Origin of the sequence: Haliea alexandrii (genome assembly GCF_003719295.1) — a bacterium.
GTDB lineage: Bacteria > Pseudomonadota > Gammaproteobacteria > Pseudomonadales > Halieaceae > Haliea > Haliea alexandrii.
The window spans coordinates 17,647-32,669 of record NZ_RFLW01000004.1 but is presented as its reverse complement, the minus strand read 5'-3'; the positions used below and the strand labels follow the sequence as shown (position 1 = coordinate 32,669).

Sequence of the window (15,023 nt, the reverse complement as noted above, 5' to 3'; positions counted from 1 at the left end):
GGCGCGCGAGTGCGAGGTACCGCGCTTTGCCAGATTCGGGAGTGTTTGCGTGCAGTTTGCCGGTAGTCATATCCTCTCCATCGCCCAGTTTGAGCGCCCCGACGTGGAACGGGTGTTTGCCGTAGCAGACAGCATGGAGCCTTACGCCCACCGCCGGCGCGTTACCCGGGTGCTCGATGGCGCTATCCTGGGCGCCATGTTTTTCGAGCCCAGCACTCGCACGCGAGTCAGCTTCGGTAGCGCGTTCAACTTGCTGGGCGGGGAAGTGCGCGAAACCACCGGCTTCGAACAGTCGGCCATCGCCAAGGGCGAGTCCCTCTACGATACCGCACGCGTGCTCAGTGGCTACTCCGACGTCATCGCCATGCGCCACCCACAGGAGGGCTCTGTGGCCGAGTTTGCGGCCGCCAGTCGTGTGCCCGTGCTCAATGGGGGTGATGGCAGTAACGAGCACCCCACGCAGGCCCTGCTCGATCTTTACACCATTCGCAAGGAACTGGCGGCGCGCGGTCGCGACGTCGACCGGCTGCGTATCGCCATGGTGGGTGATCTGCGCCACGGGCGTACCGTGCACTCGCTGTGCAAGCTGTTGTGCTTGTTCAAAGGTGTTCAGGTGGTGCTGGTGTCCCCCAGCGAGTTGCGTATGCCTGGGGCCATTGTGGAACAATTGCGCGCCTCCGGTCACGAGGTGCTGGAGTCCGAGGCGCTGGAAACCAGCATCCAACATGTCGATATCGTGTATTCCACCCGTATTCAGGAGGAGCGTTTCAGCTCCCAGCAGGAGGCGGACCTCTACCGCGGCCGGTTCCGTCTCAACCAGAGTATTTACACCGAGCACTGCGAACCCAACACGGTGATCATGCACCCGCTGCCGCGCGACTCCCGAGTGACGGCGCGGGAGCTGGACGACGACCTGAACGATAACCCCAACCTCGCCATCTTTCGTCAGACAGACAACGGCGTGTTGGTGCGTATGGCGCTGTTTACCCTGGTGCTGGATGTGGTGGAGCAGGTGCACAAGCACGCGCGCGACGTGAACTGGTACACCGGCGGGCGTTTCGATGGCCTTTGAATTGGCCTTCTCCGGCGCCGCTGCACGTGTATTGCAGAGCGAGGCGGCCTTCAGCGGGCATTTTTCCGTGCGCCGCCTCACTCTGCAGCACCGCCTGTTTGCGGGCGGCTGGAGCGAGCCGCTGGTGCGCGAGGTGTTCGAGCGTGGCGATGCCGTGGCCGTGCTGCCCTATGAACCGGAAACTGACTGCGTCATTCTCATAGAGCAGTTTCGCCCCGGTGCCCTGCGCGATGCGCACAGCCCCTGGATGCTGGAGGTCATCGCCGGTGTTGTTGAGGCGGGCGAAACGGATGCGGAAGTCGCCCATCGCGAAGCCGCGGAAGAGGCGGCCTGTGAGCTGGCTGAGCTGCTTCCCATCGCCAGCTACTATCCCAGTGCAGGGGCGTGTTCCGAGCACGTCCGGCTGTTCTGTGGCCGCGTCAGGGCGGCGGACGCCGGTGCCGTACACGGCGCCCGCGATGAGGGTGAGGATATTCTGGTGCACCGGATTCCCCGCAGCGAGGCACTGGCGCTGCTCGCGGCGGACCGCGTGCCCAATGGCCACACGCTGATTGCCCTGCAGTGGCTGCAGTTGCAGGGCGAGTCGCTGCGGCAACGCTGGCTTTCCTGATGGCCGGCGTGCCGTGACGTCGCCCACCCCACCCGGTAAGCCGGAACCCGCTGCGCCGGGACTGCTGCGTTCCAGTGCCGTGGTGGGCAGCATGACGCTGCTCTCGCGTGTACTCGGTTTGTTGCGCGATGTGGTGATGGCGGCCGTGGTGGGTGCCAGTGCCAACGCCGACGCTTTCTTTGTGGCCTTCAAGATTCCCAACTTCCTGCGCCGGTTGTTTGCCGAGGGTGCCTTTGCGCAGGCGTTCGTGCCGGTGCTCGCCGATTACCGCGAGGACGGCAGCGTGGCGGCGGTGCGAGCACTGGTAGACCGCGTGGCCGGGGTGTTGGGTGGCACCTTGCTGGTGGTCACCGCACTGGCCATGCTGGCAGCACCGCTGGTGGCCATGGTGTTCGCGCCGGGTTTTGTCGCAGACCCGGGCAAATTCGACCTTACGGCGCAGATGATCCGCATCACCTTTCCGTATTTGCTGCTCATCTCCATGACCGGTTTTTGCGGCGCCATCCTCAACAGCTACGGTCGCTTCGCCGTGCCGGCTCTGACGCCGGTCTTTCTCAACCTGTCCCTGATTGGCGCGGCACTGATTGCTGCCCCGCAGCTGGACGAACCGGTGTTCGCACTGGCCTGGGGGGTGGCGCTGGCGGGTGTGGTGCAGTTGCTCTTTCAACTGCCATTTTTGTATCGGCTTGACCTGGTGCCGCGGCCCCGCTGGGACACGCGCCACCCGGGGGTGCGGCGTATTCTCAAGCTGATGGTGCCGGCACTGTTCGGCGTGTCCGTCAGCCAGATCAACCTGCTGCTGGATACGGTGTTGGCCTCGTTTCTACCCACGGGCAGCGTATCCTGGTTGTATTACTCGGACCGCCTGATGGAGCTGCCGCTGGGTGTATTCGGTATTGCCATTGCCACGGTGATTCTGCCCAGCCTGTCGGCGCACCGCGCGGGGTCGAGGATGCGCGAGTTCGGGCTGACACTGGACTGGGCAGTACGCTCCGTGCTGCTGATCGCCGTGCCGGCGGCGGTGGCGCTGGCGGTGCTGGCACAGCCGATTCTGGTGACACTGTTCCAGTATGGGGCGTTCAGGCCCCAGGACGTGGCAATGTCGGCAATGAGCCTGACGGCTTACAGCCTGGGCCTCGCGGCGTTCATGCTGATCAAGGTGCTGGCGCCGGGGTATTTTGCACGCCAGGATACCGCGACACCGGTGCGGTTTGGCATCATTGCCATGGCGGCCAACATGGTGTTGAACCTGTTGTTCGTGTTGCCGCTGATGTTCTGGTTCGATGCCGGGCACGTTGGCCTTGCCCTGGCCACCAGTGTGGCCGCCTACCTGAATGCGGGGCTGTTGCTGCGCGGGTTGCTGCGCGCCGGCGTATTGCAGCTGCAGCCCGGTTGGGGCGCCTACGCCGGCCGCCTGCTGCTCGCCACCGCGGCGATGGTGGGCGCGCTGGTCCTGCTCAGTCCGTCCGTGGAGAGCTGGCTGCAGTGGGCGTTGCCCGTGAGGGTGGGGCGTCTCGTCCTGGTCTGCGGCGTCGGTGGCGCGACGTATCTTCTGGTGCATTTTCTGCTGGGCACGCGGTTGCATCACCTGCGCACGCCGCCCGCGAGCAGCTGAGCGCCGGGCAGCGCAGCACTGCCCGGCATAGGCTAGGGCGGCACTTTTCGCTATACTCCTGCGTTTGCTTTCACAGAGTAAGCCTGACCTCATGGAGCTGATCAGAGGCCTGCATAATCTGGGGCCGCAACACCGCCCCTGCGTTGCGACCATCGGCGCTTTTGATGGGGTGCATTTCGGCCACCAGGCCGTGATACGCAAGCTGCAGGCCAAGGCGGAGGAGCTGGGGCTGCCGGCAACGGTAATTGTGTTCGAACCGCTGCCGCGCGAGTATTTCGCGCCGCTGGGGGCGCCCGCCCGCATCATGAGCTTCCGGGAGAAGTTCTGTGCACTGGAGCGCCTCGGTGTGGACCGCGTGTTGCGTATTCGCTTCACGCCCAGCCTGCGCAGAATGTCGGCCCAGGCCTTTGTCGACGAGGTGTTCGTACAGGGACTGGGTGTGCAGCATGTTGTGCTGGGTGATGACTTTCGTTTCGGCAACGACCGGCAGGGCGATTACGCGTTCATCAAGTCTCAGGGGCGGCGCTACGGCTACGAGGCCAGCGCAACCGAGACCTGTGAGCTGGGTGACGAGCGAGTGAGCAGTACACGCATCCGCAAGGCGCTTGCGGATGGCGACTTTGCGTTGGCGGAGCGGTTGCTGAGCCGGCCCTACCGCATGAGCGGCAAGGTGATTTATGGTCGCCAACTGGGGCGCGAGCTGGGCTTCCCAACGGCAAACCTGCAGTTGCATCGCTTGCGCTCGCCCCTCTCCGGTGTCTTTGCGGTGACGGTCACCGGCGCTGGCCTGGAGAGTGCGCCGGCGGTGGCGAATGTCGGCACGCGGCCCACGGTGGCAGACAGCATACAGGCCAACCTCGAGGTGCACATACTGCAGGGGAGCCCACAGCTGTATGGCCGACACCTGGAGGTGACGTTTCTGCACAAGCTGCGGGAGGAGCGCAAGTTCGACTCGATCGGGCTGCTGCGGGAGCAGATTGGGCAGGATGCTGATGCCGCCAGGGCGTGGCTGGAACAACATATGAGCAGCCCTGCGCCAGATGGCGTGGGCTGAACCGACAGATACGGGACTAGAGCTTGCATGAGTAACTACAAGGACACGCTGAACCTGCCGCAGACCGGGTTTCCGATGAAGGCGAGCCTCGCCCAGCGTGAACCACAGCGCATTCGCCAGTGGCAGGAGAACGGCCTCTACGGCAAGATCCGCGCCGCGCGTGCCGGGCGCCCGCTGTTCATCCTCCACGATGGCCCGCCCTATGCCAACGGTGACCTGCACCTGGGGCACGCGGTCAACAAGGTGCTGAAGGACATCATCGTCAAGTCGCGCTCGCTGGCGGGTTTCGATGCCCCCTACGTGCCCGGCTGGGACTGTCACGGCCTGCCTATCGAACTCAATGTGGAAAAGAAAGTCGGCAAGCCCGGTGTGAAGGTCTCGGCGGCCGAGTTTCGCGAGAGGTGCCGCACCTACGCCGCCGGACAGGTGGATCGCCAGCGTCAGGATTTCATCCGCATGGGCGTGGTGGGTGACTGGGACAACCCCTACCTGACCATGGATTTCCAGTTTGAAGCCGATATCGTGCGCACGCTGGGGCGCATTATCGACAACGGCCACCTGCACAAGGGCTTCAAGCCCGTGCACTGGTGCCTGGATTGCGGCTCTGCGCTCGCGGAGGCGGAGGTCGAGTACCAGGACAAGCGCTCGACGGCCGTTGATGTCGCATTCGTCGCGCTCGACCCTGCGTCTATCGCGCAGGCCTGCGGCAGCGATTATAGCGGCGAGATCGCGGTCCCGATCTGGACCACAACCCCCTGGACGCTGCCGGCCAACATGGCGGTCTGTCTCCACCCGAGCCTCGATTATGTCCTGTTGGCGGGTAACGGGCGTGCGCTGGTGGTGGCAGAGGCGCTGGCCGCCACCGTGGCGGCGCGCTACGGCCTCGATGGGGTGACCGTGCTTGGCCGCTGCAAAGGCCAGGCACTGGAACACCAGCGTTTGCAGCACTGTTACCAGCCTCGCGATGTCCCCGTCGTGCTGGGTGAGCATGTCACCACGGAAGCGGGCACGGGGGCCGTGCACACGGCACCGGCCCACGGTCAGGACGATTTCGTGGTGGGGCAGGCCTACGGACTGGCCGTGTACAACCCGGTGGCGGGCAATGGTGTGTACCTGCCGGATACGGCCTGTTTTGCCGGCCAGCACGTATTCAAGATCGACCAGCCCATACTGGAGTTGTTACGTGAACGCGGCGTGCTCCTGCACAGCGAAGGTTACGATCACTCCTACCCCCACTGCTGGCGACACAAGACGCCCATCATTTTCCGTGCCACACCCCAGTGGTTTGTCAGCATGCAGCAGAACGGTCTGCTCGGCGGTGCTCTGGCGGCGGTTGAGGAGGTGCAGTGGGTGCCGGAGTGGGGCAAAGCGCGTATTGATTCCATGCTGGCGCAGCGCCCCGACTGGTGCATTTCGCGTCAGCGCACCTGGGGCTCGCCCATCACCCTGTTTGTACACCGGGAGACCGGCGACCTGCACCCGCGCACCGCGGAGCTGGTTGAGGCTGTCGCCCAGCGCATTGAACAGCGTGGTATTGAGGCGTGGTTCGATCTCGAGCCCGGGGAACTGCTCGGCAGTGAGGCACAGGATTACGACAAGGTGACCGACACCCTGGACGTCTGGTTCGATTCCGGTGTGACCCATGCTTGTGTTCTGCGTCGGCGCGAGGGCCTGCGGGCGCCAGCGGATCTGTATCTGGAAGGGTCGGACCAGCACCGGGGCTGGTTCCAGTCCTCGCTACTCACCGGCATCGCCGCGTTCGGTGAGGCGCCCTACCGTCAGGTGCTGACGCACGGATTCACGGTAGATGCCCAGGGGCGCAAGATGTCCAAGTCGTTGGGCAATGTTATCGCCCCCAATACCGTCATGAACGACCTGGGTGCGGATATTCTGCGCCTGTGGGTTGCCGCCACCGATTACCGCGGTGAATTAACGGTGTCGGATGAGATTTTCAAGCGCACGGCGGATTCTTATCGCCGCATTCGCAATACCGCGCGCTTCCTGCTCTCCAACCTGAACGGTTTTGAGCCTGCCGAGCATGCACTGCCGCTCGCGGAGTTGATCGCTCTGGACCGCTGGGTAATCGACCGCGCGGCGCGTTTACAGGTGGAAATCGAGGCGGCTTACGACAGCTACCAGTTTCACGTGATCTACCAGAAGCTGCACAATTTCTGCAGCAATGACCTGGGCGGCTTTTATCTGGACGTCATCAAGGATCGTCAATACACCACGCAGGCGGACAGCCGCGCGCGGCGTTCGGCACAAACGGCGCTCTATCACATTGCGGAGGCGCTGGTGCGCTGGGTCGCGCCGATTCTCAGCTTCACGGCCGAGGAAATCTGGGAAAATCTGCCCGGTGAGCGCCCCGAGTCGGTGTTTCTCGGCGAATGGTACTGCGGCCTTGAACAGCTCGACGATAATGCGGCCATGGGCGCAGCCTACTGGCAACAGGTCATGGCGGTGCGCAGCGCCGTGAACCGCGAAATTGAAGTGCAGCGCGCCGCCGGCCTGGTGCGCGGTTCCCTGGACACCGAGGTGACACTCTATGTTGCCGCGCCCTTGCGGACACTTCTGGAAAGCCTGCAGGATGAGTTGCGCTTTGTGCTCATCACCTCTGGCGCCTCGCTGGCAGCATTGGAAGACGCCCCCGCCACGGCCGCGGCGACCGAGTTGGACGAGCTGCGTTTGCAAGTGCATGTCAGCGAGGCAGAGAAGTGCGAGCGCTGCTGGCACCGCCGCGATGATGTGGGGCAGCACAGCGGCCATCCCACCTTGTGCGGTCGCTGCGTCAACAATGTCGATGGCCCCGGGGAGCAGCGCCACTTTGCGTAAATTGCATCCGGTTATCTGGTGGTATGCGCTGGCGCTGCTGGTTATTGTGCTCGACCAGCTGACCAAGGTTGCGGCGGAGCAGTATCTGACCTACGCCCGCCCGCTGCCGGTCACCAGCTGGTTCAACCTCACCCTGCAGTACAACCCGGGTGCGGCCTTCAGCTTCCTGAGTGATGCCGGGGGCTGGCAGCGCTATTTCTTCAGCGGTATTGCGGTGGTGATCAGCGCGGTGCTGGTCGTGTGGCTTTATCGACTGCCCTCAGGCCAGCGCCTGCTGCCGGCAGCGCTGGCCTTGATTCTCGGCGGCGCGCTTGGCAACCTCTGGGATCGTCTGGTGCTGGGCCACGTGGTGGACTTTATTTCGCTACACTACGCAGGTGCATTTTTCCCGGCATTCAATATCGCCGATTCGGCGATTACCGTGGGTGCCGGGCTGATGATTCTCGACAGCTTCCTGGCGCCGCGCCAGGGGCAAAGCGGAGGGACAGGACCCCAGTGACAAACAGTGATGTAGCAGTAGGTGAGGGCACGCGCGTGTTCCTGAATTTCTCTGTCAGCCTGGAGGACGGCTCTGAGGTGGATAGCAACTTTGGCGGCGAGCCGGTCAGTTTCGTGGTTGGCGATGGCAACCTGCTGCCCGGTTTCGAGCGGGTGCTGATGGGTATGGAGCCGGGGCAGCGGCATGTGTTTACCGTGTCGCCCGAGGACGCTTTCGGTCAGCCCAACGACAACAACGTGCAAACGGTGGCGCGCGATCATTTCGACGACGATGTGGCTCTGGAGATCGGTCTCGTATTTTCGTTCGCAGACGCCGCCGGAGGCGAGCTGCCGGGGCTGATTGTGGCCTTTGATGAGGACGAGGTGACGGTGGATTTCAACCACCCGCTGGCAGGTCGCAGGATTCTGTTTGATGTGCAGGTACACCGGGTCGAGCCGGCCGAGTTGCACTGATGGACATCCGTCTCGCCAATCCCCGAGGGTTTTGCGCAGGTGTGGACCGCGCTATTGATATCGTCAATCGGGCGCTGGAGATGTTCGGCTCGCCGATTTATGTGCGCCACGAGGTGGTGCACAACCGATTCGTGGTCGACGACCTGCGTGACCGTGGCGCGATCTTCGTGGAGGAGCTCGACGAGGTCCCCGATGATTGCATCGTGATCTTCAGTGCCCACGGCGTGTCGCAGGCGGTGCGCAAAGAAGCGGCGGTGCGCGGTTTACGCGTGTTCGATGCCACCTGTCCGCTGGTGACCAAAGTGCATATTGAAGTGGCGCGCTACAGCGATGATGGCAGCGAGTGCGTCCTCATCGGGCACTGCGGTCACCCGGAAGTCGAAGGCACCATGGGTCAGTTCGACCGCAGTGCTGGAGGGGATATCTATCTGGTAGAGGACGAGGCGCAGGTAGCGTCGCTGGTGGTGCGCAACCCCCAGCGTCTGCATTACGTCACCCAGACCACGCTGTCCGTGGATGATACATCCCGGGTCATTGATGCCCTGCGTGCGCGGTTTCCCGCAATACAGGGCCCGCGCAAGGACGATATCTGCTACGCCACACAGAATCGGCAGGACGCTGTGAAACAACTGGCGGCGGAGTGTGACCTGGTGCTGGTGGTGGGCTCCCCCAACAGTTCCAATTCCAACCGCTTGCGGGAATTGGCCGAGCGCATGGGCGCAGTGGCCTACCTCATCGACAGTGCCGACGATATCTGTCCAGAGTGGTTGCAGGGGCAAACGCGGGTCGGCGTGACTGCCGGTGCCTCGGCGCCGGAGGTGCTGGTCAACGAGGTCGTGCTGGGTCTGCAGGCCCTGGGTGCTAACCCGCCGGTGGAGCTGGTTGGGCGTCCGGAAAACGTCACCTTCTCACTGCCCCGCGAGCTGCGCATACCCGCCCGTAACGTCTGATTTAGTCAAAACCATCCGGACGCTGGCGCGTCGCCGCTCCCCCGCTAAGCTTTGTGCTGGCAGGGAGGCTGTGTATGAACAGGATGTCGCAACGCGGCCCGCACCGCGGGCTTACCTTGGTGGAATTGCTGCTGGTGGTGGCGCTGCTCAGCGTCTTGCTGCTGGTTGCGGTGCCGGGGTTTCAGGCGGTGCAGCAACGCCTGGCGATCAGGGCCGAGGCCGGTCGCCTGTTTATGGCGCTGAATCTCGCCCGCAGTGAGGCCGTCAGTCGCAATCAGCCGGTAACACTGTGCCCCTCCGACTATGCCCGCAGCGGCGTTGTGCGCTGTGGCGGTGACTATCGCCGGGGCTGGGTGCTTTTGCGCGGTGTGCACACCGCGGGAACGGCGACGCGGGATGTACTCTTGCGCGCCTGGGCGCCCATGTCCCCCACGCTGCATCTGCTCGATCGAGCGGGGGTCCGGCACGTTGTCGCACCCATCAGCTTCATGCCTGATGGCACGGCGGGACGCAACCGAACCCTCATGGTCTGTTCGCACCGTCTGCCCGCACTGGCGTCATGGAGTGTCATCATGAACGTGGTCGGGCGCGCGCGCCTGATGCGGGCCTGGGGCGAGTGTCCCCGCGAGGCCGTGGTATGAAGCGCCGTGAGGAAGGGCTCGGGTTCATCGAGCTGTTGATCGCGCTGCTGCTGTTCAGCGTGGGCGCGTTGGGTTTGCTCACCGTACAGCTGGTGTCCTGGCGCACGAGCATCGAGGGCGCACAGGTAAGCCAGGCGACAGCCCTTGCCCGCGACATGCTGGCGCGCATCGACAGCAATCCCGATGCCCTGCGACGCTATGTGCGCAGTGAGCTTCGCTCCGACAGCCCGGCCACGGCGGACCTTGTGATGTGTCACACGGCCGCAGCGGATGACGCCGCAACGCCGCGCTGTGACCCGGCGGCGCTCGCTGCCTACGATTTGCTGCAGTGGCTGGGATTGCTCGCCGGTGGGCCAGAGTCGGCCACGGGTCTGCCGGAGCCGGTTGCCTGTATTGTGGCGCAGGAGCAGCGGGTAACCGTGGCCATCGCCTGGCGCGGGCCGCGCGCCGCGGCATCTCCGGTTCGCTCACGTTGTGGTGCCGGGCTGGGCCGCTATGGGCCGGATGACCAGTGGCGCCGTGTGGTCGCGCTGCGCACCTGGTTTCCTGCCGGGGGCTTACCATGATGCATCATTTACCACCCTCGCACCGCCTGCGTGGCGTATCGCTGCCCGCGCTGCTCATTTCCATGGCCCTGGGTTTGCTACTGGCCGGCATGCTGGTGTGGTCCTATGCAGAGGCGAGGCGTCAATTCCTGATTGCCGACGAACTCGCCCGTATGCACGAAAACGGGCGTTTTGCGCTGGCGCTGCTGCGCAGGGAACTGATGTTGGCGGGATTTCTGGGCGGGCTTGCACCGCATGTGCGGCCATCGCTACCCGCGTTCGTGCCCGGCTGTGGGGTGGCGGCACGCTGGCCGCTGGCCGCTTTCCGCGCCCTCGACATGCAGGTCGATTACAACGGCGGTGCACCACAGACAGTCAGCGGGACAGTCCTCGATTGTCTGCCGTCGTCGATGCTGGAGCGCGGCAGTGATCTGCTGGCGGTACGGCGCACCGCAGGCGAGGCCACGCTCAGCAACGGACAGCTCGCGGGCGCAGCGGGAGGAGTGGATCAAGGGTATTGGTACCTTCGGCTCGCAGCGGGCGGTGCCCGGGCACAATGGTGGCAGGCCGGACGTATTGCCGCGGCGGAAGCGCGTCCCGGAAGTGGTGTGGATTACTGGCGTCTCCTCGCCCGCGTGTTTTACGTGCGCCGGTACTCGATAGCCCCGGCAGACCGCATTCCAACACTCTGTGCGGCGGCACTTGCACCTTCCGGGGTCTTCAGCCAATGCCTGGTGGAAGGCGTGGAGCGCCTGCATATCGAGCTGGGAGTGGACCACAATGGTGACGGTGCACCGGATTACTATGCGGTGGAGCCTGATACGGGCCAACTGCAACAGGCGGTGACCGCGCGCATTGCGCTACTTGTGCGCAGCGTAGCGCCGGTAGCCGGGTACTCGGGGCCACGACAGCACACGCTGGGACAGCTGGCGTTCACCGCCGATTCCGACGGGTATGTGCGCCGCGTGTTCAGCACGACGGTGGCCCTGCGCAATCTGCACCCGTCGGTTGCGGGAGGGTCGGCCTGATGTGCCCCTATGGGGCAGGCCCTGATTCACGGGGCGGGGGATTTATTCTCTTGCTGACACTGGTGCTGCTGGGCCTGATCAGCGTTGTGTCCGTTGTGATGCTGCGCAGCAGTGCGCTGGAACTGCGCATGAGTGGCAATCTCCTGCAGCGTGAAGAGGCCTTGCAGCATGCGTTGGGGGTTGCCGCCATGATCAGCAGCAGCGCAGAGCCCTTTGTCGCCATGCAGCAGGCCGGACATGACCTGTGCAGCCTTACGCACAGCTGCGCCGAACGACTCAGTCACCGGCTGGACGCGCTGTTGGATGGCGCCGGCCCCGAGGCACAACGGTTGCAGACCAACTTCGAGATACACCGCCACGGCCCGCTATTGTCGGGCGCATCGCTACCGCGGATGCAGGAGGCACACGCATCCGGCGTTGGTGCGGCCTCATTTATTCGCTTTGAGGTGCGCGTCAGGGTAGGGGATGCGCGGGGGGATACGCCGCGGGCCCAGGTTGTGCAGGGTGTTCTCTTGCGCTGGTTGGGTGACCCGGCTTAGTGAAAGGGAGGGTGGTCATTATGCAAAGATGTCTGGCACAGCTGATTCTGGTCTTTCTCTGGCAGGCTGCAAGCACTGTGTGGGCCGACGACTTGGACGCCTGGTGGACGCCTGCGGATCGCACGGTGTTGAGTCTCGAGCTGGTGCAGGGGGAGGAGGTAATGCCAGCGCTGTGCACCCTCGGGCAGGACTGTCGTCAACGCTTTACTGCATCGGCTTACAGGAAGCTGCGACAGGAATACCCGGACGACATGCCTGTGAGTGTGAACACTGCGGTCATGGCGATCGTCCGTTCCGTTATTGAGCGCTTGCCGCCCCAGCTCACTGTCGAGGTCGCGCAACGTCGCTCGCCGATTTCCGCAAGTGGCGGGTCGCGCCTTGTCTATCTCGCTCGCGGTGCAGAAAACGCCGCGGCTCGAAGCATCGCAGGGGGCTGTCTGCGCCAGTTTGCGCTGTCGCTGAGCGATGATCCCGAGCCGGATGCACTGGCGCTGTCATTCGATGACCCGGTGCTGGCGGAACGTCGCCTCGCCGAGGCCTTGCTCGGTTTTGCGCGGACAACGGGGAGTATGGTGTCCAGCACTTTCCCGGTTGTTGCAGGTGGGCAACCGGGCGCTGTGGCCCTGCTGCTTGGGATGTTTGATGCGGGCCCCGATGCGCACTGGGCGGGCAATATCAAGAAAGTGTTGATACCGCAGGCAGGGGGACTGCCTGAGTCGCTTGCGATGCCACCAGCCGCCCTGGTGGAGGACGCGAGGGGCCGGCCTGCGCTGGCGTCCTTGGGCGACGGCGGCGGCAGGCTCCGGGCAACGGCGCTGACCTACTGGACGGACCCGGCACAGGTGCTGAGCGGCCTTGCGCCGCCCGTGCAAGCCGGGGCAGATGGTGATGCCGTGCGTCGCGGTGGCGCGGGGCAGCGGGTTGCCGCGGGTGTGCCACCCGCCAGCGCCGCCGCTGCGGCCGTTGGCAGGGACCTGTTCACCGAGCTTGCCGCTGAATCACGCCAGGTGGCGGGGTCCCAGCCTCTCTTGCCACTGCGCGCCGACCGGACCAGCGTGGCGCTCGTGCGTGAAACCCTGCCGCGAGTAAATGACGCCGAGGCGCTTGAACGCCTGCGCTGGCTGTTGGGCGAGGATGTGGACGAAGCGCCGCAGCAGGCGCGGCCGTGGCTGCTCGGGCCGGTATTTCATTCCCGCCCTCTGGCGCTGGACTACGGTGCAACGGGTGCCGGGTATACAACCTCCAACCCCAATGTACGTATCTTCTTCGGCAGCGCCGACGGCATTCTGCATGTGGTGGAAAACACGGATGCTGCCGGGCGTGAAAGTGGCCGTGAGGTCTACGGCTTCCTGCCGCGGATATTGCTTCCCCGGCAGCTGGAGCGCCGGGCCGGGGAGGTGCGTGACAGTATCGACTACGGCGTTGATGGCAGCCCGGTGGCGTTGCGTGTCGATCGCAATGGCGATGGGCGTATTCGCGCGCAGGACGGCGATGAGGCGCTGGTGTTTTTTGGCCTGCGTCGCGCAGGCAGTGGCTACTACGCACTCGATGTCACGGACGTGGACAGGCCGCCCCGCTTGCAGTGGTCGCTTGCGCGCACACGCGGCGGCGATTTTGACCACCTTGCGCTCAGCTTCTCGACGCCTGTGGTCGGCCGCGTGCAATTTGGCGGCACGGTGCGTGATGTATTGCTGTTCGGCGGTGGCTATCACGGTGGTCGTGATGCGGTCAGCGGAGAGCCCCTGGGCAAAGACGCCGCTGCGGGAGATGACCCGGTTGGCAATGCGGTCTATATCGTCGACGCGAGAACCGGGGAGCTGGTCTGGAAGGCCGTCTTGGGCGATACCGTGGAGGCGGGCAACACGCGGTTTGCACACCCGGACATGCGCGACAGTGTTGCCTCGGATCTCGCGGTCATGGTCGATGCTGCGGGTCTCATCCATCGCGCCTATGTCGGTGATACGGGCGGTCGCATCTGGCGCATTGACCTGCCACCGGGTATTGCCGGTAATCCCGACCACCGCGCTCAGCACTGGTTTGTGTCGGTCTTTGCCCAGCTGGGTGCAGAAGAGGCAGGCCCGCAAGACCGGCGTTTTTTTCACGCACCCGCCCTGGTGCGCACCGTCGACCGCGGGGGTTTGCCGGTGGATGGCCTGCTCGTCACCAGTGGCAATCGGGCCAGCCCGTTGGCCACGGGTGTGGAGGATTATGCGTTTTATCTGCGCGACCGCCTGATCGTCAGCGGCGATGCCCTGGCTCGGCATCGCACTCCCCTGGAAATTGGTCAGCTGGTTTCCGTTGCAGCCTGCGAGGAAGCAGCGGGCGAGCGTTGCGCCGCGGCGCACGGTGCTGGCTGGCGGTTGGCGTTGGCGTCTGCGGGCGAGAAGGGCTGGGGTCGGCCGCTGGTTGACGGCGGCCGTGCCCTGTTCAGCAGCTTCCTGCCACGCACCGGCGCCTGCGAAGCACCGCCGGGCCGAGGGCGTATGTACGCGGTGAATCTCGCGGATGGCACAGCATTGGGCGGTCAAACGCCGGGCTGGGATGCGGGGGTTGGTATGCCCGCGGAGCTGCAGCGTGTGGGCAACGCCATTCTTCTCCCCGCGGAGCCCCCGGTCATTGTTGGGCCCGATAGCGGCCTTGTTCCGGGCACTGTCGTGCAGGCGTCCCGGGCCCCGCGCCTGGTGCGCACTTACTGGCGTGAGCCGGGCGTTGACCCGTTGTGACGCGTTCGCGGCAAGCCCTCAAGCTGCCCGGGGTGGTGGGTGTGAGTTTGCTGGAACTGCTGATCGTGTTGGTGGTGCTCTCGGTACTGCTGATGTTGACGGTGCCGCTTTACAGCGAGCAGGTCTTCAGGGGGCGGCGTATTGTCGCCAGTAGCGCGCTATTGGCAATCGCCGGGCGGCAGGAGGAATTCATGCTTTACCATCGCCGCTACGCTACCGACCTTGCCGAGCTGGGGTTCAGCAAGCCTCAGGGGGTGGGGCTGGGTCAGGATGGGCAGGAGGTGGAGAGCGCTCCGCTCTACGAACTTGCCCTCGCGCCCGTCGATGATCCCTATCAATTTCGCCTTGTGGCTCGCCCTGTGGGGCCACAGGCGGGGGATATGCGCTGTGGAACCTATACCCTCAACGCTACCGGGGTGGCTGCCAATAGCGGGTCAGCCGGCCCTGATGCTTGCTGGTGAGC

General features: G+C 64.6%; 14 protein-coding genes. All 14 read left to right on the top strand.

Features of this window, described 5'->3' with window-relative positions; all coding sequences use genetic code 11:
• Positions 1-49 precede the first annotated feature (49 nt).
• The 14 genes from EGJ68_RS14975 (at position 50) to EGJ68_RS14910 (ending at position 15,021) form a co-directional block, all read left to right on the top strand.
• Positions 50-1,072: an aspartate carbamoyltransferase gene (locus tag EGJ68_RS14975; RefSeq protein ID WP_123035380.1), complete on the top strand. Its 1,023-nt coding sequence runs from the start codon at positions 50-52 to the stop codon at positions 1,070-1,072.
• Positions 1,062-1,682, top strand: coding sequence for an NUDIX domain-containing protein (locus EGJ68_RS14970; RefSeq protein WP_123035379.1), 621 nt, complete (start codon positions 1,062-1,064; stop codon positions 1,680-1,682). The genes EGJ68_RS14975 and EGJ68_RS14970 overlap by 11 nt, the downstream gene beginning before the upstream one ends.
• A gap of 91 nt (positions 1,683-1,773) precedes the next feature.
• On the top strand, positions 1,774-3,297 hold the full coding sequence (gene murJ / locus EGJ68_RS14965) for a murein biosynthesis integral membrane protein MurJ (protein ID WP_123035576.1): 1,524 nt from the start codon (positions 1,774-1,776) through the stop codon (positions 3,295-3,297).
• A 91-nt stretch (positions 3,298-3,388) separates the two neighbouring features.
• The gene (gene ribF / locus EGJ68_RS14960; protein WP_123035378.1) at positions 3,389-4,351 is read left to right on the top strand and encodes a bifunctional riboflavin kinase/FAD synthetase; all 963 of its coding nucleotides are present in this window, start codon (positions 3,389-3,391) and stop codon (positions 4,349-4,351) included.
• Positions 4,352-4,378: 27 nt separating this feature from the next.
• The gene (gene ileS / locus EGJ68_RS14955) at positions 4,379-7,183 is read left to right on the top strand and encodes an isoleucine--tRNA ligase (RefSeq protein WP_123035377.1); all 2,805 of its coding nucleotides are present in this window, start codon (positions 4,379-4,381) and stop codon (positions 7,181-7,183) included.
• Complete coding sequence (gene lspA / locus EGJ68_RS14950; RefSeq protein ID WP_233248850.1) at positions 7,176-7,682, top strand: signal peptidase II; 507 nt, start codon at positions 7,176-7,178, stop codon at positions 7,680-7,682. The genes ileS and lspA overlap by 8 nt, the downstream gene beginning before the upstream one ends.
• Positions 7,679-8,134 carry an FKBP-type peptidyl-prolyl cis-trans isomerase gene (locus tag EGJ68_RS14945; protein WP_123035375.1) on the top strand — a complete coding sequence of 152 codons (456 nt, stop codon included), beginning with the start codon at positions 7,679-7,681 and terminating at the stop codon, positions 8,132-8,134. Before lspA ends, EGJ68_RS14945 begins: the two co-directional genes overlap by 4 nt.
• Positions 8,134-9,084 (top strand): 4-hydroxy-3-methylbut-2-enyl diphosphate reductase, encoded by a 951-nt coding sequence (gene ispH, locus EGJ68_RS14940; RefSeq protein WP_123035374.1) that lies wholly within the window; start codon positions 8,134-8,136, stop codon positions 9,082-9,084. The genes EGJ68_RS14945 and ispH overlap by 1 nt, the downstream gene beginning before the upstream one ends.
• Positions 9,085-9,158: 74 nt before the next feature.
• Positions 9,159-9,725, top strand: a complete 567-nt coding sequence (locus tag EGJ68_RS14935) for a GspH/FimT family protein (RefSeq protein ID WP_123035373.1) — start codon at positions 9,159-9,161, stop codon at positions 9,723-9,725.
• Positions 9,722-10,291, top strand: coding sequence for a type IV pilus modification protein PilV (gene pilV, locus EGJ68_RS14930; RefSeq protein ID WP_158283692.1), 570 nt, complete (start codon positions 9,722-9,724; stop codon positions 10,289-10,291). The genes EGJ68_RS14935 and pilV overlap by 4 nt, the downstream gene beginning before the upstream one ends.
• Positions 10,288-11,298 (top strand): PilW family protein, encoded by a 1,011-nt coding sequence (locus tag EGJ68_RS14925; protein WP_123035371.1) that lies wholly within the window; start codon positions 10,288-10,290, stop codon positions 11,296-11,298. Before pilV ends, EGJ68_RS14925 begins: the two co-directional genes overlap by 4 nt.
• A 50-nt stretch (positions 11,299-11,348) precedes the next feature.
• Positions 11,349-11,837 (top strand): hypothetical protein, encoded by a 489-nt coding sequence (locus EGJ68_RS14920; protein WP_158283691.1) that lies wholly within the window; start codon positions 11,349-11,351, stop codon positions 11,835-11,837.
• 20 nt (positions 11,838-11,857) lie between these two features.
• Positions 11,858-14,560, top strand: coding sequence for a PilC/PilY family type IV pilus protein (locus EGJ68_RS14915; protein WP_123035369.1), 2,703 nt, complete (start codon positions 11,858-11,860; stop codon positions 14,558-14,560).
• Positions 14,557-15,021: a type IV pilin protein gene (locus tag EGJ68_RS14910; protein WP_123035368.1), complete on the top strand. Its 465-nt coding sequence runs from the start codon at positions 14,557-14,559 to the stop codon at positions 15,019-15,021. Before EGJ68_RS14915 ends, EGJ68_RS14910 begins: the two co-directional genes overlap by 4 nt.
• Positions 15,022-15,023 lie beyond the last annotated feature (2 nt).

Bases quoted from the DNA above. Each gene is read 5' to 3' on its own strand.
- EGJ68_RS14970 (WP_123035379.1), top strand. From the start codon at position 1,062: ATGGCCTTTGAATTGGCCTTCTCCGGCGCCGCTGCACGTGTATTGCAG.
- murJ (WP_123035576.1), top strand. From the start codon at position 1,774: ATGACGCTGCTCTCGCGTGTACTCGGTTTGTTGCGCGATGTGGTGATG.
- ribF (WP_123035378.1), top strand. From the start codon at position 3,389: ATGGAGCTGATCAGAGGCCTGCATAATCTGGGGCCGCAACACCGCCCC.
- ileS (WP_123035377.1), top strand. From the start codon at position 4,379: ATGAGTAACTACAAGGACACGCTGAACCTGCCGCAGACCGGGTTTCCG.
- ispH (WP_123035374.1), top strand. From the start codon at position 8,134: ATGGACATCCGTCTCGCCAATCCCCGAGGGTTTTGCGCAGGTGTGGAC.
- EGJ68_RS14935 (WP_123035373.1), top strand. From the start codon at position 9,159: ATGAACAGGATGTCGCAACGCGGCCCGCACCGCGGGCTTACCTTGGTG.
- pilV (WP_158283692.1), top strand. From the start codon at position 9,722: ATGAAGCGCCGTGAGGAAGGGCTCGGGTTCATCGAGCTGTTGATCGCG.
- EGJ68_RS14925 (WP_123035371.1), top strand. From the start codon at position 10,288: ATGATGCATCATTTACCACCCTCGCACCGCCTGCGTGGCGTATCGCTG.
- EGJ68_RS14915 (WP_123035369.1), top strand. From the start codon at position 11,858: ATGCAAAGATGTCTGGCACAGCTGATTCTGGTCTTTCTCTGGCAGGCT.